Origin of the sequence: uncultured Shewanella sp. (assembly GCF_947495455.1) — a bacterium.
Classification (GTDB): Bacteria; Pseudomonadota; Gammaproteobacteria; order Enterobacterales; family Shewanellaceae; genus Shewanella.
Genome location: NZ_CANLZC010000023.1, coordinates 1 through 16180, shown reverse-complemented (window position 1 = coordinate 16180; position 16180 = coordinate 1). Strand labels below are relative to the sequence as shown.

The following is a 16180-nucleotide window of genomic DNA, read 5'->3' as shown; positions in this document are numbered from 1 at the left end:
GTGTATTTAGAGTGAATGAATAAAAATGCAGGGATGCGATGAAATGAAACGGACTGATTTATGCTGACCTAGTTTAAAAGAAGTTATTGTAAAATAAAGAATCAATCTGTGTAGTATCAACCCAGAAAAATACTGGAAGTGAAACAGGGAGGTGTGTATGTGTGATGGCGCTGGAGAAGTGAACGGTGGTGTTGAGAGTGATTCGACTTCTGACATGGCTAAAGAGGGATCTTTGAACGAGCTTAGCTTGAGCGACTGGGGGCAAGGCCAAAGTGCCAAAAAATGGATAGGGCGACTCAATGTTGTGTTGGGGGGGTTGTGCATTGTCATGCTAGTGATGATCTTGCTCTGAGAAGAGCGCTGCTGCTTTTTTTACAGGCTAAGAAAAGTGAGGTTAATTTGTGTTAATTAATCTTATCATAGTTTCTTGAGTGAGTATTGAGTGAGTTTGGGGCTGAGCATAGAGTGCAACTTGTAAGAGAAAAGCTATTTAAACAAGGGGTGTTAGCGGCAAGCTTTGTAAGATAATAGCTTGTAAGGTAATGGTTTGTAGGATAAAAGCCTTGTCAGAAAATCGGTTTGTTATGTAATAGTGAGTATATTTTAATTTATCGAAACGTGAAAAGGTTAAAGAGGACATGATGTTTACTCACAAAAAGTGGGTAATCGCGGCGATGTCAAAGCGTGGGTGGCTGCTATTTTCGAAAGTGAATAAAAAGTGCATAACACATTGACTTCAAAATAATTTATATATTTCTGATAGTTTTTAACTTTTATGGTAGTTAATGTTTGTTAATAGAAATTATAATCGCGCTCTTAATTGATTACATAGGGTGAAAATGATGCATACACTTACACTTAAAGAAATTGGCGAAGTCAGTGGGGGCTATAACAGTGATGGTTATGAGAAAAGTCAAACACGTAAAAATATATCGTTTATAGCAGATAATATTACTTACTTGGAGGCCGCTACTACGGTAGGATACGGACTTGCATTTGTGGCTGGAGTCTCGGTTTCAATGCCATTTAATAGTGCCTTAAGTGTCGCAGCAGGTGTTGCTATTGTAGGCAGTGCAGGATATTTATGCGTAGAAGCTGCTTATAATAGTTATTATCAATAACCGATGTTTATTGTCTTCTGTTTATAGTCTTCATTCTCAAATGAATAGAATAGATCTAAATGCTTTGGTATACATAAATATTTTAGGGTTAATAACATTTCTAAATGGGTGAATAATATACCATATCATTTGTGATTTAACGAAAAAGGTTTAACAAAACTTCCTAAAAAAAGGAGATAAAGCGTAAAATAATCAATGGTTAGACAGTGTTTTGCCAGTAGAACTGGCTGGCAAAGCACATTGAATATTTTCATATCAATTATTTTAAAGGTAACAGGTTAAGGAAGACATGATGGGGAATGTAGAAAAGCGGGTAATGCAGTAAAAGTGGGTGATATAGGTTCGGCACATGATGGTTTTTTCCTACGTCTGTGGTGTCGGGGTCGAGCACAGTAATCGGCGATGGCAGTCCTTACGGGAAAGTGAGCCAGTACAAAAACCATTAGCGATACAAAGAAACAATAAAGCATAATGAATATTTTCATATCAATTATTTTAAAGTAACAGGTTAAGGAAGACATGATGGGGAATGTAGAAAAGCGGGTAATGCAGTAAAAGTGGGTGATATAGGTTCGGCACATGATAGATTTTTTCCTACGCCTGTGATGTCGGGGGCGAGCACAGTAATAGGCGATGGCAGCCATTACGGGAAAGTGAGCCAGTACAAAAACCATTAGCGATACAAAGAAACAACAAAGCACATTGAATATTTTCATATCAATTATTTTAAAGGTAACAGGTTAAGGAAGACATGATGTGTAATGTAGAAAAGTGTGTAATGCAGTAAAAGTGGGTGATATAGGTTCGGCACATGATGGATTTTTTCCTACGCCTGTGATGTCGGGGGCGAGCACAGTAATAGGCGATGGCAGCTATTACGGGAAAGTGAGCCAGTACAAAAACCATTAGCGATACAAAGAAACAACAAAGCACATTGAATATTTTCATATCAATTATTTTAAAGGTAACAGGTTAAGGAAGACACTATGGGTAATGCAGTAAAAGTGGGTGATATAGGTTCGGCACATGATGGATTTTTTCCTACGCCTGTGGTGTCGGGGTCGAGCACAGTAATAGGGGATGGCAGTCCTTTGGCACGAGTGGGGGATCCTTTATTGCCACACATTAAGCCCAAACATCCTCCCCATGGACGTTCTATTAAAGCGGGTTCTAGCACGGTATTTATCGATGGTAAGGCTGCTGTCCGTGATGGGGATGCCATTGATTGCGGCGGAACGGTTTCCGGTGGCGGCACTATTAATATTGGCTAACCTTCACTTGGTTTACTTGGTTTACTTGGTTTACTTGGTTTACTTGGTTTACTTGGTTTACTTGGTTTACTCGGTTTACTCGGAATAATGAGTGCGAGTGCCAAAATTTGAATACGTTATTTTTGAGTGCGGCCTAACTGCGCAGTTAGGCTGCGACTGTTTTAGCATCTATTTTTACCTTTTACCTTGGCTATTCATCTTATTCTGCTTGTGGTCAAAGGGATAGTTGTGACTTAAACGTTTTATGTTTTATTTTGTGGTGCTTTTTTTGTGTCGAATAAGTAGAAAATGACGCAATAAGGGTGAAGGCGATAGGCGCGTGGTTTGTTTGGCTTTAGAATGGACGCTCAAGATCAGATTGAGGGATTAAATCTGTGGTGTATCGGTGGTGTGATGTTAAATAAAATAAAAAATAATAATGACCGATTTGTGAGCCGGTTTTTTAACCGTTTTTTTTACCCCTTTTTTGACTATTTTGTTGGAATAGTCGTCATTAACGTCACGGCGTATTTAATTAGAAGTGTGCAATTCGCTAAAGGCGCTTTACTAACTAAGAGCGCTTCATTGGCTAAAGGTTTTTCTCTAGCTAAAGGCTCTTTATTGGCTAAGGACTCTTTATTCGCTAAAGGCTTTTCTGTTCAGTCATTATCGCGTCAAATTAGCATGCCTGTAAAAAGGCAAGGTGGTGATACTGCTTCAAAGGGCGCGACTTGGCCTGTTAATGGCCTAAAGGCTTATATGCCGTCATTGCCTGATCCATTTCAATTATCCTCCTCATTATTCAACAGGCGCGTATTGGATAACACATCTGCTGCGAAAGATAACGCCAACAATGATGCGTTTCACTTTAAAAATAGTCGTTTTAATACTCATCTTCTTAATGTTGGCAGAGGTGCTAGCCAGAGGACATGCTTGGTTGAGAATTTTGGCGAGGGAGCTTTTGAGCAACAAGGGCATTTTACTCGAGAAGACTTTCTGAGCCCCTGTTTTGACAGTCGTTATTGTGTTTTCCCCTTTGAAAGTTTCATGGGTAGGTATTCTTCTCACTATGATGGCCTGCAGCATGAGGCTTTTTGGCCTATGGAAGGCATGCTAACGGGGCAACCTTCAAATTTGCACACTTCGGTGCTTAATCAAAACCATCAACAGCATCAACAGCATCAACAGCATCAATATCAACATTCTTATCATGACGCTTTGCGAGGTTTAAGGGGCTTTAACAGCATGGATCGCTTGTTTGACTTCATGGGGAAGGTACTGCTAGAGCCTAAGTTAAAACGAGAGCCTGAGTTAGAGTCTGGGCCAGAATCAGGGTCAGAGGAGGAACGAGAGCGAGAGTCTGAAACTGACATGAGTGCCGCTTTGTTGACAAATATTCAGAATCAGTTTCAAAATCAGATCCAAGATCAGCTTCAAAACCGCTCGCATTCAATGTTCGCTGGGACTAGCCTTGAAGACTTTACACAAAGGCAAGCATTACAGATTAACGCCAATGCCAGTGAGAACGTCGATAATGTCACGGGGCGAATGCAAGCGTGCCAATTAGAATTTAGTCTCGCCGGTTTTATTCCGTTAACTTTTAAACGGGCTTATTCCTCAGCTTGGCATCAGAACTCTGCCACTGAGGCCAATATTTCAGGACTATTGGGCCGAACGTGGTGGTGCAGTTGGGATCTGTGTCTTGTGATAGAGTCTGGGCAGCTTTGCTTTATCGATGAAAGAAAACAACAAGCCCGTTTTGCCTTTCCGTTAGAAGGGCAAGAAGTTCGATCGGCGAGCTTACCCGCTTGGTGGCTTAAACGCTTTCAAGGGCGATATTATATGCGCCATGTGAGTGGGCTCACTTATGGTTTTCATGAGAGTGGTTTCCATGAGGGGGGGGGCCATGATAGTGGCTTTCACGAGAGGGCTTTTCACGACACGGGGTTACATGAGAGTGTTTTTCATGAGATGGGGGGTCACGAGAGTGATTTTCACATGACGAGCAGTCATGAAAATGGCGCTAATCGTTTATTATTGTCTGAAATTATTGATGAAAATAAGAATAGTATTCATTTTATCTATGAAAAAGGATTGCTGACTTGGGTATTATTGAGTGACGACCGTTATATAAAAGTGGTGACTGAGCAAGCTTGTATCACGCAATTGGTGCTTACCGATAGTAAAAAGCACACCATAGCGCCTTTGGTGGACTTTACCTATAACTCAGCGCAGCAATTGGCTGCCAGTCACGCTCATGGGCGGCATAGTACTTATTATGACTATGATACAAGTGATCATTTGCTCAAAACCGCCAGTGGCATTGAGGCCATAGAAGCAAAAACCGACTCACCAGTGCCCTCGGACTTATCATGGGTGCAATATCGCTATGATGACAAGGGGCGAGCAGTATCACGGATTGGTGCTCAAGGGTTAGGTCGAGCGCAATGGCGCTATGATGATGACAATGGCATTATTTATCATAAAACTAGCCATAAAGGCATAGTGTGTTATCACTTAAACGCCCAAAAACAGTTAGTTAAATGGATTAATGCCAAGGGCGGGATCACCTCTTTTGAATGGCGTGGCGAGCAATTACGCCGTCAAATCGATCCACTAGGCCAATGCACGGCTTGGGAATATGATGATTGGGGCCAAGTGTGTGCCATTAAACAGCATGGCAATCGTGTTCACCGTTATGGTTTTAATCATCAAGGTAAGCTGGTTTCTGCAACCGATAGTGAGGGGAAGACTTGGCAGTACCTTTACGATAAAAAAGGCAATCGCATTGAAGCGAGTTTACCTTGCGGTGACAAGTTTTTTTATCAATATACTGGCCGAGGACAGCTGGCTTGGATTGTGAAACAAGATGGCAGCCAAATGGGCTTTCAGTATCACACTGATGGTCAATTAAAGGCGGTTTATTTACCTGAGCGTATAGAAAAAATCAGTGCTCAAGAGGAGTTAAGCAATCAAAATGCGCTGAGGGATGCGCCTAGACTGGAGGCGAGCGATAAAGGGCAATATCAAAAAATAAAAGACACGCTTTTGCTTGAGTATGATGCTCTAGGGCGACTGATTTCACAGCAATGGCAAACAGAGGCGGCTTTAATGAAGACGCGATTTGAGCGGGTTCAATTAGACAGAAAAGCGTTGAGTTTGTTTGATTTTAACGGTTTCTCTGTGGCTTCTTCATTGATGCAAAACCCCATTATTAAGTGCAAGAAACACGCTTGGTCTTATGATGACCTGTCGATGCGGCCCGCTAAGTGGACGACATCGATAGATGAAAGACCACTTAAGCACCAGACTTTTCACTATAATTCTCGCGGTCATTTGATTCGATTGAGTGTCTTTAATGCAGATCAAGCAGCAAGATCACAAAAGGCGTTTCCTTGCCGTATTTATCGCTTTACTTACGGCGCCTTTGGTTGCCTACGTCATTATGAAAGCACGAAAACCCCAAATGATGAAAAAAGTGAAAAGCGTGAAAATCCTGAAAAAGTGCAATTGGGTTATGACGCACACGGACAACTCATGGGCATGAAAAGTGGAATGAGTCATTGGTGTTATCGCTTTAATGCATCGGGTGAGCGAAGCGAGTTAGTATATGGCGATGGTCGACGAGTTAAGTACGAGTATGATGCCCTAGGTCGACTTTCTCTGCGTACTGGGCTTGATGGGACTCAGCTGCGATTTTTTTACGACGCTTTAGGTCGCCTGATCCAAAAGCAAGCTTTAAGTGGCGTAGCAAAAGAGAGCCACTTTGTGAAGAAGGATAAGCATGAAAAAGCCGGTGTAGATAGAGCCAGTGTAGAGAGCGCAGTGGTGATGAGTAATACCTTCTTTCACTATAATGCTCAGTCGCAACTCTTATCGGTGAGCAGTGATGATGTACGCGGACGAAAAATGCGAGTGGATTATCGACTGGATGTAAAGGGTAAAGTCATTGGCGAAAGCATTCACGACGGCATTGGCGAAAGTACTCCTAAAGGCACCCCTGAAGGTATTAGTAAAGGTATGAGCGAAGGTATGAGTCCAGCCGCTAATGAAGAGGTTGCTGAAGCGGTTACGGAAGCGGGGCGGGAAGAATATTTAAGTGTAGCCTTTTTTCAGCAAGCAGGTTGCGAACATAAAGCCCTCATTGGCTATTTTGCAGCGCTTCGTCAACGGCACCTCGTCAGCAACGCTATGGTGAACCAGAAAGCGCTATGTGTTTTTGAGCGCGAGCCTATCCATTTACAGCAGAGTCTATTGCAGAATATGGAGAGTTTATGGATGAATCGATCACCTTTGCCTTTAAGCAATGAAGCTATAAGCAATGAAGCCTTATGCTATGAATCTAGAAATCATAAAGCTAAGCGTAATGAAAGAACGCTGCAAGATGAGTATGGTGGAGGGTTAATAAACAAAGGTTATGCCAATAGTGTGCAGCATTTTGGAAATGTCATTTATCGTTTTGATGTGTGTGGCCGTATGATTGAAAAGCGAGTACATGATGCTAAGTTGAGCGCTAAACAGACTCGGTTTATTTGGAATGAAGAAGACAAGTTAATGGCAGTATTACTTCCCACAGGAGATAGTTGGCGCTGCTATTATGATGGTCTAGGTCGGCTTATTCATTTGAAATATGCCAATAGCCATAAATTGCACTAAAGACTAAAACAAGTATAAAAAAGCACTTAAGCTTGATTTATTTATTAAACAATGATTAATTACTGTTTAATAAAGCATCTTTAACGTTAAAATCAATAATCTAATAAGTGTAAACAAGAAACAAGAAACAAGAAACAAGAAACAAGAAACAAGGAAATATTATGTTCATGGATATGCCTCCCGTTGTTGATATCAATCCCGTTGCCATTCAAATGCCTACAGCAAACGCTGTTTCAAAGGCGGCAAGATCTCCTATTAATACTGAGTATTTATTGAGCTCTTACACTCAAGATACAGCCATAGCATTGAGCGCGAGTTTTTTTGTGACGCTTAACGGGGGAGATTGGGTGCCACCTGTGCCATTAGGTGGTGGTGGTGGGACAAAGCCTAATAACAATGCCAATTTTGCTTTCTTGAATGGTAGTGCGAGTTGGGTGCCACCTATGCCCTTGGGTGGTGGTGGTGGGACAAAGCCTAATAAGGATGCCAATGTTGCCTTATTGAATGGTAATGCTAGTTGGTTGTCACCCGCGCCTTTGGGTGGTGGTGGCTCGAGTAAACCTAATAACGATGTCAATGTTGCCTTATTGAATGGTGGAGCGGGTTGGCTGTCACCCTTGCCTTTGGGTGGTGGTGGAACGACTCAACCTAATAATGATGCCAATGTTGCCTTATTGAATGGTAATGCTGGTTGGGTGCCACCTGTGCCTATGGCTGGTGGCGGAACAACTAAACCTAATTTTGCATATTATTTACAGGATGCGGTGAGCTAGGGATTCAGCATGGATGTGTGGTTTGTCGTGCTCATAGGTATCGGCTTGATTGGCTCGGGAGTGATTTACTTTGCCAAGCAAAAAACTTTGTTGTGGTTAGGAGCCTTTGTGGCCGCTAGTAGCTTAAGTTTATTGTTTGTGATTACGACGTTATTTCGTGAATGGGCGTGGTTATCTAATATTGGTTTAGCCTTAGCGTTAGGTATGAGTGTACTTATGTGTCGGCGCTTGCCTAACTGGGTTTATTTATTGATGATCCCAACAGTCATGAAACTAGTAGATGTCTTGTGGCTCAATGAGTATTTATTGAGCCAAGTACCCAGCTGGGTGTTTTATTTCAGTTACATTGCCTATGACTTATTGGTGATGACACTGATTTGGTATCGCGGTCCCATAGCTCAAGCCTTAAAGCTTAATGTGCATTACAAACGCTTCGCGCAGGAATATTTATTGCTGGGTGTGTATGGGGTGTTTGTATTGACCAATTTGATCACTGGCATTGAAGATTTAGTGCGCAAAGATGTTTTAGGTAATTACTTTGTAGGCTTTGAGCCGATGTTTTTTTACGATATTTATGAATACCTGCGTTTGCCAATGAATATGATTGAAATCTTTCTATTAGTGGGCATGGGCTATGTGGCGGTGAAGGCGGGAACGTCGAAACGATTAACAGGAGCAGGGATGTGAGGGAGCTGGAAAAGATACGCACAAGTTTCGATTTAACTGAAGCAAAGTTGGCCGAGATCATGAATGTGAGCGAGGCGGAGGTGCAGCAGTGGCAGGCGGGTGAAGGCCAGCCAAGCATAGGAAAAATGTTTAAGTTGCTGGGTTTTATTGCCAAAAATTATGGTCGCTACTTTAATCAAGCTGCCGAGGATGAATACCAGTTAGACCGTGAACCTGCATTTGAACAACTGCAGTTTAATCCTGCTTGCGAAGAAAACGCACCGATTGCCGAGCTGAGTCAGGAAGACAATGAGAAAGTGCGTAACAAGCTCAACCAAGTGACATCAGCCACTAATATGCTGCTTTTGGCAACGGATGAAAATGAGTTACATCATGGCACCTTAAGCTTAATGTCTGATACGTTGTGGGACATGAAACAGATTTTAAAGAGTTGATGATATCTTGCTGAGCTTACGATATAAGCTTTCAATATAAGCCCATATTAAGTGCTTTTAATAAACCGACGTTCATGCGTCGGTTTTTGTTTATTATTTCTCAAAAAGCGTCTTATTTTTAATTTATGTGAGATCCGAGTACACTGTTTAGCATTATTTTGTATCGATTAATTTATTTGAGTCTGTTTTGAGTCAACTACCCGTTCTTGATCTGCTAAGTGATTTACGCGCCGCCTTTCGTCAACATAACCAAGTGATCCTTGAAGCCCCAACGGGGGCGGGTAAGTCAACGGCTTTACCCTTAGCTATGCTGGATTGGCCTGAAATATCAGGCAAAATTATTATGTTGGAACCTAGACGAGTGGCCACTCGAAGCGTGGCCCATTATATTGCCGCTCAGCGGGAAAAAGTGACAGGTAAAGCCTTAGGCCAAGAAGTGGGTTATCGTGTTCGAGGAGAGTCACAATCCAGTGCCGAGGTGAGATTAGAGGTGGTGACTGAAGGTATTTTGACGCGAATGATCCAGCAAGATCCTGAGCTGAGTGGCGTCGCTATGATTATTTTTGATGAGATCCACGAGCGTCATTTAACCACAGACTTAGGTTTAGCCTTGGCGTTAGAAGTCCAGCAAAGCTTTCGAGAAGATTTAGCCATTTTGGCCATGTCGGCCACCTTATCGAGTCTGCCTTTAACTAGGTTAATGCCTCAAGCCATAATGCTTAAGAGTGAAGGCCGCAGCTTTCCAGTAGAAGTGGCGTATCATAGTATCAAAAAGGGTCATTCATTCCATCATCAAGCCTGGCTTGAGCCCATGGGAGCGGCGATTATCGCTTTGCTTGAGGCGAGTCGATGTGGTGGCCATGATAAGACATCGATGCCCCATGATAAGACATCGATGGCGAAATATAATGCATTTTTGTCACAAATCAGTACCTTTGATGGTTTAGAAGACAAAAGTTTATTGGCTTTTTTACCGGGGCAAGCTGAAATCAAGCGGCTGCAAACTTATCTAGAGGCGAGATTGGACAGCAAGCTTTATGCGATTTGTCCTTTATACGGCAGTTTACCGCCTCAAGCTCAAGATATTGCCATAGCGCCTGCTCGAAATGGACAACGTAAAGTGGTCTTAGCCACGAATGTGGCCGAGTCCAGCTTAACCATAGCAGGCATAGGCCTAGTGGTGGACTCTGGTTATCAAAGGCAAGCTATTTTTAACCCTAAAACAGGGACGAGTAAACTCACTTTAAAGCGCATTAGCCAAGCCTCAAGTGCTCAACGAAGTGGCCGTGCTGGACGTTTGTTCAGGGGAGTGGCATTAAGACTCTGGGGGCAAGAAGAGCAAGGGCGATTAGCAAGAGTGGACTTGGCTGAAGTTGAGCACAGTGAACTGACAGATCTTGTGTTTAATTGTGCCTATTGGGGAGTGAAATCTGTGGGTGAATTGCCTATGTTGACCTTGCCAAGTGTGGGCAATGAAGAGGCGGCATGGCAATTACTACAAACATTATTTTTGGTGGATCATGAGCGTAAAATTACCGCTCACGGCATTGAAGCTTATGGCTTAGGGTGTGCTCCTCGTTTAGCGCATATGTTGCTTAAAGCCAAAGAATGGGCTTGTAAAAATGATGATAGTGCTTTAGTCGGTTTGGCTTGTGCGGTGGCAGGCCTATTGAGTGCTCGTAGCCGTGTGGGCATGAATGTGAATATTTTGACCCAGTTATCATCGGCATTAAAAGGAGAGGCGGGGCAATTAACTCAGCAGTTTATGGGGAAGTTGAATGCTAAGGTTAGGGAGCGAAAAGCACTTAATTTAAAGGCACTTAATCTAAAGGCACTTAATCTAAAGGCCTTGGATTTACACTTTGTGATCAGTCATGCCAGTCCTGCCTCTGTGGCTTTTTTATTAGGCCTAGCTTATCCAGACAGAATTGCCAAGGCCAGAGGCAATAAAGGCTATCAGCTGGCTAACGGCACCGGAGTGGAGCTGCCAGATAATGATCCGTTAACGGCTGAGCCTTGGTTGGTGGTGGCGGATTTTCAGGAAAAATCACAAATGGCGGCGCGAGTCTATTTAGCGGCGCCGTTTCCTCATACCTTGTTAAGGGCCAGCTCCACTAAAAAGACTCAAAAGGCCAGCCATAAAACCGAACTTTTAGTGGATCACGACCTGTCTTTTTTAGTGTCTTCGATTAATTTTTGTGAATGGGACGATGATAAAGGCCGCTTTTATTCTGAGAATAGGCGTTATATGGGTAAGATTTTACTCAGTAAAGTGCCAGGAGCTCAACCTGAGCCTGAACATCGAGTGCAAGCGCTGTTAGCACAAATTCGCAGCAAAGGGCTGCAAATATTGAACATGAATGATAAGGTGCGGCAGCTGCAATATCGCATTAAGCTGGCTACAAGCCTCGATACAAGCGAAGCATGGCCGAATATATCGGATCAATATTTGTTGAATAGCTTAGAGGATTGGTTAGCGCCTCACTTGATCGATATCAGTAATTTAACCCAGTTAATGAAGCTGGATTGTTATCAGCTGCTATTGAATACCTGTTCATGGCAGCAACAGCAAAGATTGAATACCCTACTGCCGAGCCAGTGGCCGATGTTAACGGGGACTCAAGCGGCAATAGAGTATGATGATGCCGGACGTGCCACATTAAGTGTGCGTCTGCAAGAAGCCTTAGGCATGAAAGAGAGCCCGCGTTTAGCGCAGGGCAAGTTAGTGGTGACAATGGCGTTATTATCGCCAGCAAGACGGCCTTTGGCGTTAACGGCTGATTTAGCAAGCTTTTGGCAAGGACCTTATGTTGAGGTGAAAAAAGAGATGAAAGGTCGATACCCTAAACATCTGTGGCCGAATGATCCTGCTAATACACAACCGACTAAATTTACAAAGAAAAAGACATTGAAGTAATGTGGATAGATGATGAAAACGACAGCGAACGGAAAAGAAAAAGGCGTGTCACCTAAGAAAAAAGTCGCTAAAAAAGGCACGACGAAAAAAAAGCAACCGAAACGCAAAGGATCACTTGGCGCTGGCCGTAAAGTCTGGTCTATGTGCTGGAAGCTGAGCCTAGTGGTGTTTGCGGCATTGAGTCTTTATTGTATTTATTTAGATCAAATTATTGCGAATAAATTTGAAGGGCAAAAATGGCATTTGCCAGCGCAAGTGTTTAGTCGTTCAATGGCCTTGTATCCCGGCGCGGCAATCAGCCATAACCAATTACTGTCTGAACTTAAATTGCTGGGTTATCGCAAAGTGGCTAATCCTCGTCAAGTGGGCGAGTTTTCAGCTTCTAAGACCAAAATTGATGTTTGGCGTCGTCCTTTTTTACATCCTTCAGGGCAGCAAGTTGCACAGCGTGTGATGGTAACCTTTGATGATCAAGGGGTGAGCTCGGTGACAAGATTAAGTGATCACCGTCAATTAGCAGTGTTTCATCTAGAGCCTGTGTTATTGGATCGTATTATCACAGGTGATGGAGAAGACAGGTTATTTGTGCCTATGGCGCAGATCCCGAAACAAATTGTTAATGCATTAATCATGACAGAAGACCGTACTTTTTATGAGCATTACGGCATTAACCCTTTTGCCATATTGCGTGCGGCATTGGTTAATATTAGTGCTGGTCATACCGTGCAGGGAGGCTCGACACTCACTCAGCAGTTAGCTAAAAACTTTTTTCTCTCGAGTCAGCGCTCATTGACGCGAAAACTACGTGAAGCCTTAATGGCTATCATTATTGATTTTCGTTATTCAAAAGATGCCATATTAGAAGCTTACCTTAATGAAGTGTATATGGGGCAAGATAAAGCCCGTGGTGTGCATGGTATGGGGCTGGCGTCACAGTTTTATTTTGGGAGGCCCATTGCCGAATTGACCTTGCCTCAGCAAGCGTTTCTCGTGGCGGTCATTAAGGGGCCATCTTATTATAATCCATGGCGTTATCCCAAGCGTGCCCAAGCGCGTCGAGATCTAGTGTTACGTTTATTGATGGATGCGGGTAAGTTAACTGTGCCTGAATACAAGGCAGCAGTGGAATCGCCATTAGGCCTGCGTAAAGCCGATAAACCTGTCCATCAAAAATTGCCTGCTTTTTTTGCTGTGGTTAAGCAAGAGCTAAATGATAAGTATGGCGGAGCATTATTGAAACGTTCAGGCGTTAAGGTTTATACCACCCTTGACCCTATCGCGCAGGAGGCGGCTGAAAAAGCGGTGAAAGACACCATGAAGCGCTTAAGCCAAAATGATAAATCCTTGCAAGTTGGCATGGTGGTCACGGATAAATATTCTGGTGGGATTGCGGCCATGGTAGGCGATAAAGTGCCTGGGTATCATGGTTATAATCGTGCGGTTGAAATTCGTCGTCCTATTGGTTCGCTAATCAAGCCTTTTGTGTATGCGACGGCCTTGAGTGAAGGGGATAAATACAGCTTAGCGACGCCGTTAAAAGATAAACCTATTACCCTTAAAAATGGCCAAGGAAAAACTTGGTCTCCACAAAATGTGGACAGAAGATTTAGAGAGCAAGTACCTTTATTAACCGCTTTTAAAAAATCCATGAATGTGCCAACGGTGAATTTAGGCATGGCCGTCGGCGTGAAAAATGTGGCTCATACGTTAGAGGCTGCTGGTTGGCGAGGGAAAGTTTCTCAATATCCGTCTATGTTACTTGGAGCGGTAAATGGTTCACCTCTTATGGTGGCGCAAGCTTATCAAACACTGGCGGATAATGGGCAATACCAACACTTATCGTCTATTACTGCAGTGCTTGACTCCGATAATAAAGCCTTACCTGTTAGGCGTGAAGCTCGTGAGCAAGCCATTTCTCCTGCGACAGATTATTTGGTGAAATATGCCATGACACAAGTGGTGCACTCTGGCACGGCGACACGTTTAGGTCAGGCTTTTCCTGATGTGACCTTGGCTGGAAAAACCGGAACCAGCAATGATTCGAGAGACTCTTGGTTTGCAGGCTTTGATGAGCGCAATGTGGCAGCTATTTGGGTGGGGCGTGATGACAACGGTAAAACAGGTCTTTATGGCAGCAACGGTGCCATGGCTGTGTATCAAGCCTTTTTAAAGAATCGTCCGCCTATGAGTCTGCGAATGGCTCCTGTGAGTGGTGTAGTGAATGGTTATTTTGAGCGTACTTCAGGTGTGGCAAGGCAAAGTGATTGCCATAATACTGTCGCCTTACCCGCATTAAGTGAAAGTTATCATCCGGCAGCGAACTGCGGTCAACCTTTATCTTGGTGGCAACGTATTTTTTAAGTGTTAAAAATAAATAGAGAGAAAACACAGTTTTTAGCTTGTTTGGTTATAAGAGAGTATTTTAGTGGTCTATTAGCGGCTGTTGAGTGTAGACTTAACGTATTATAGGTATTTGATTATATTGTTGCGAAGGAACGTCTGAACTTGCCATTACACACTTATACCCGTGATACTTGAAGATGCAGGATTCAGCTGGAATTAAAAGCTTTTTAGGCAAGGCTTTGAACAGCGTGCCTAGTCATTCTAAGCTGATGTTCAATAACGCAGTATAAAAAGCTTTGAAACCAGCCCGTTGGGAGTCTGTAAAAGCACCAACTTCTGCGTTGTATAATCTTAAAAGGCAATAAGCATTCTTGCAATAATACGCCTTGAATTAGGCACTTTTACAGGCTCTGAAAACAGGCATCTTCAAGTATCACGGGTATATATGTGTGTTTGGCTTTAATTGATGAGGTATGACGTTTATGAAACCTTTAGCGCCTGCTATTGTGTTACCTTTGCTGTTGTCAGGCCAAGCTGTTGCTGCCGAAGTGGATACTTATTCATCTTTAGCGGCAAAAGATCATTCTGATGTGACTGAACTGCAACTTAATGAGGCCATTAAGTTACGACTGTTCAGCCAATTGGGTGATGAGGCCGTAGCCAATGACTTGACTCATTTTTTAATGCAGCAAGTGCTCACGTGGAAAGCTGAAATGCGAGACGTGCAACAAGGTGACAGTATTATTGCTTATTCTTTTGGGAATCGTATTGATGAAAAAGGCAATAAATTACCCGGGCCGATGAATGAGCAAATTGCCGACCGCGTTGTTGAGATTTTTAAGCAAAATCAAAAGCCTGTTTATGCTCAATGGGAAGTGGCGCAGGCGATAGGTGATCGCATTCCTGCTGATTTATTATTCTCTATTTATCCTAAAATTGATCCTCAAGGTAAAGTCATTTATTTAAGCACCTTAGGGGTGGCTAAAGAGGTTGTGAGACTGGCTAATGGGGCTAAGCAGTTAGGCACGGCTATTGTGGTAGCTTTTGCTGATCACAGTTTACGGGCAGTGAATGTATCACGAGAAGTGGGCATTGATGCTTATTCACCTAAAGGGATCAGCTTGCCAAAAGATTATGATGCAGACTCGGGCCAACCTTGGACACGAAGTCGTGAAGCTTTTACTTTGTATGAAATTAAAACGCGTGCGGCCCATGAAGCAGAGGGCATTGAAAGCAAAAAATAGGGTTTATTGTATGTAAATCGAGTCACTCCAGTAGAAGGGGTGGCTGTCAGAGTGAGAAGTGACATTTAAATGACCTTGCTTTTGACCGCTAAAATCAAAGTAATGGAGCAAAGCGGTGACTTTTTCCCCTACTTGGCAAAAGTGAAGCCTGTTCACTTGGCCACATAAATACTCAGAATGAAAAGCATTTTTCGTTGACCCATTGAGGCTGGCTTGCGCAGAGTGGCCTGCTCCAAATTGAAAGACTACAGCCAGCAATTGTCGACCTTCATGATTTAATTCGGTGGCTTTTTGTGATTGTGTGACATTCATCCAACCTAAATGGCTGGAGCCGATGGAAACAATTTCAAAGTAGCTAATGCCTTTTCTATTAGGGTTCATTTGGCGCTTGCTATTAGGTAATAAGGACAGTAATGCATTAAGGGTAAATTCATGACCCTGAAAACTGGGCCTATTGGCAAATCGGTTGATATTAATGACAGTATTATCTTTTATCCTTGCTGCAAGTAGCGTTTCACTGAATAAAAGTGCCAGAGAGAGTAATAGATAAAGTGTCCTTTGAGTCATACTCATACCGACCATAGTTATTTTCCTGTGCTTTTAACCCTAACTTGGGTATAGAGTAGTTTTTTTTAAAACTCAACCTCTAGGGCCTAATACTGATCAGTTAATAATTTGGACGATCAATTGAACGATCTTTCAGATACGGTATAAAGACCTCTACGTTGTATGGAGGTCATTAATGGAACTATCTA

At 42.9% G+C, this 16180-nt stretch carries 13 protein-coding genes; 12 read left to right on the top strand and 1 reads right to left on the bottom strand.

The annotated features are described in order from the left end of the window. Nucleotides 1-157: 157 nt before the first annotated feature. The 12 genes from Q0791_RS08460 to Q0791_RS08405 all read left to right on the top strand — a co-directional run bounded on the left by Q0791_RS08460 (nucleotide 158) and on the right by Q0791_RS08405 (nucleotide 15425). Nucleotides 158-352, top strand: coding sequence for a hypothetical protein (locus tag Q0791_RS08460; RefSeq protein WP_299004804.1), 195 nt, complete (start codon nucleotides 158-160; stop codon nucleotides 350-352). 487 nt (nucleotides 353-839) lie between these two features. Beyond that, nucleotides 840-1121 (top strand): hypothetical protein, encoded by a 282-nt coding sequence (locus Q0791_RS08455; RefSeq protein WP_299004802.1) that lies wholly within the window; start codon nucleotides 840-842, stop codon nucleotides 1119-1121. A gap of 349 nt (nucleotides 1122-1470) precedes the next feature. Then, nucleotides 1471-1593, top strand: a complete 123-nt coding sequence (locus Q0791_RS08450) for a hypothetical protein (RefSeq protein WP_299004799.1) — start codon at nucleotides 1471-1473, stop codon at nucleotides 1591-1593. A gap of 299 nt (nucleotides 1594-1892) precedes the next feature. Then, entirely contained in the window at nucleotides 1893-2030 is a 138-nt protein-coding gene (locus tag Q0791_RS08445) for a hypothetical protein (RefSeq protein ID WP_299004796.1), read from the top strand. 77 nt (nucleotides 2031-2107) lie between these two features. Continuing rightward, nucleotides 2108-2392 carry a type VI secretion system PAAR protein gene (locus Q0791_RS08440; RefSeq protein WP_299004793.1) on the top strand — a complete coding sequence of 95 codons (285 nt, stop codon included), beginning with the start codon at nucleotides 2108-2110 and terminating at the stop codon, nucleotides 2390-2392. Between the two features lie 339 nt (nucleotides 2393-2731). After that, nucleotides 2732-7027: a DUF6531 domain-containing protein gene (locus Q0791_RS08435; RefSeq protein WP_299004790.1), complete on the top strand. Its 4296-nt coding sequence runs from the start codon at nucleotides 2732-2734 to the stop codon at nucleotides 7025-7027. 161 nt (nucleotides 7028-7188) lie between these two features. Beyond that, nucleotides 7189-7800 (top strand): hypothetical protein, encoded by a 612-nt coding sequence (locus Q0791_RS08430; RefSeq protein WP_299004787.1) that lies wholly within the window; start codon nucleotides 7189-7191, stop codon nucleotides 7798-7800. A gap of 9 nt (nucleotides 7801-7809) precedes the next feature. Continuing rightward, entirely contained in the window at nucleotides 7810-8487 is a 678-nt protein-coding gene (locus Q0791_RS08425; RefSeq protein WP_299004785.1) for a hypothetical protein, read from the top strand. After that, complete coding sequence (locus Q0791_RS08420; RefSeq protein WP_299004784.1) at nucleotides 8484-8921, top strand: DNA-binding transcriptional regulator; 438 nt, start codon at nucleotides 8484-8486, stop codon at nucleotides 8919-8921. The genes Q0791_RS08425 and Q0791_RS08420 overlap by 4 nt, the downstream gene beginning before the upstream one ends. 187 nt (nucleotides 8922-9108) lie before the next feature. Beyond that, the gene (gene hrpB / locus Q0791_RS08415; protein ID WP_299004782.1) at nucleotides 9109-11838 is read left to right on the top strand and encodes an ATP-dependent helicase HrpB; all 2730 of its coding nucleotides are present in this window, start codon (nucleotides 9109-9111) and stop codon (nucleotides 11836-11838) included. Between the two features lie 9 nt (nucleotides 11839-11847). Then, the gene (gene mrcB / locus Q0791_RS08410) at nucleotides 11848-14199 is read left to right on the top strand and encodes a penicillin-binding protein 1B (RefSeq protein WP_299004779.1); all 2352 of its coding nucleotides are present in this window, start codon (nucleotides 11848-11850) and stop codon (nucleotides 14197-14199) included. A gap of 464 nt (nucleotides 14200-14663) precedes the next feature. Next, nucleotides 14664-15425, top strand: coding sequence for a hypothetical protein (locus Q0791_RS08405; protein WP_299004776.1), 762 nt, complete (start codon nucleotides 14664-14666; stop codon nucleotides 15423-15425). Nucleotides 15426-15428: 3 nt separating this feature from the next. Here Q0791_RS08405 and Q0791_RS08400 read toward each other — a convergent pair whose 3' ends face one another. Further along, the gene (locus tag Q0791_RS08400) at nucleotides 15429-15992 is read right to left on the bottom strand and encodes a DUF4879 domain-containing protein (RefSeq protein ID WP_299004773.1); all 564 of its coding nucleotides are present in this window, start codon (nucleotides 15990-15992) and stop codon (nucleotides 15429-15431) included. Between the last annotated feature and the right edge of the window lie 188 nt (nucleotides 15993-16180).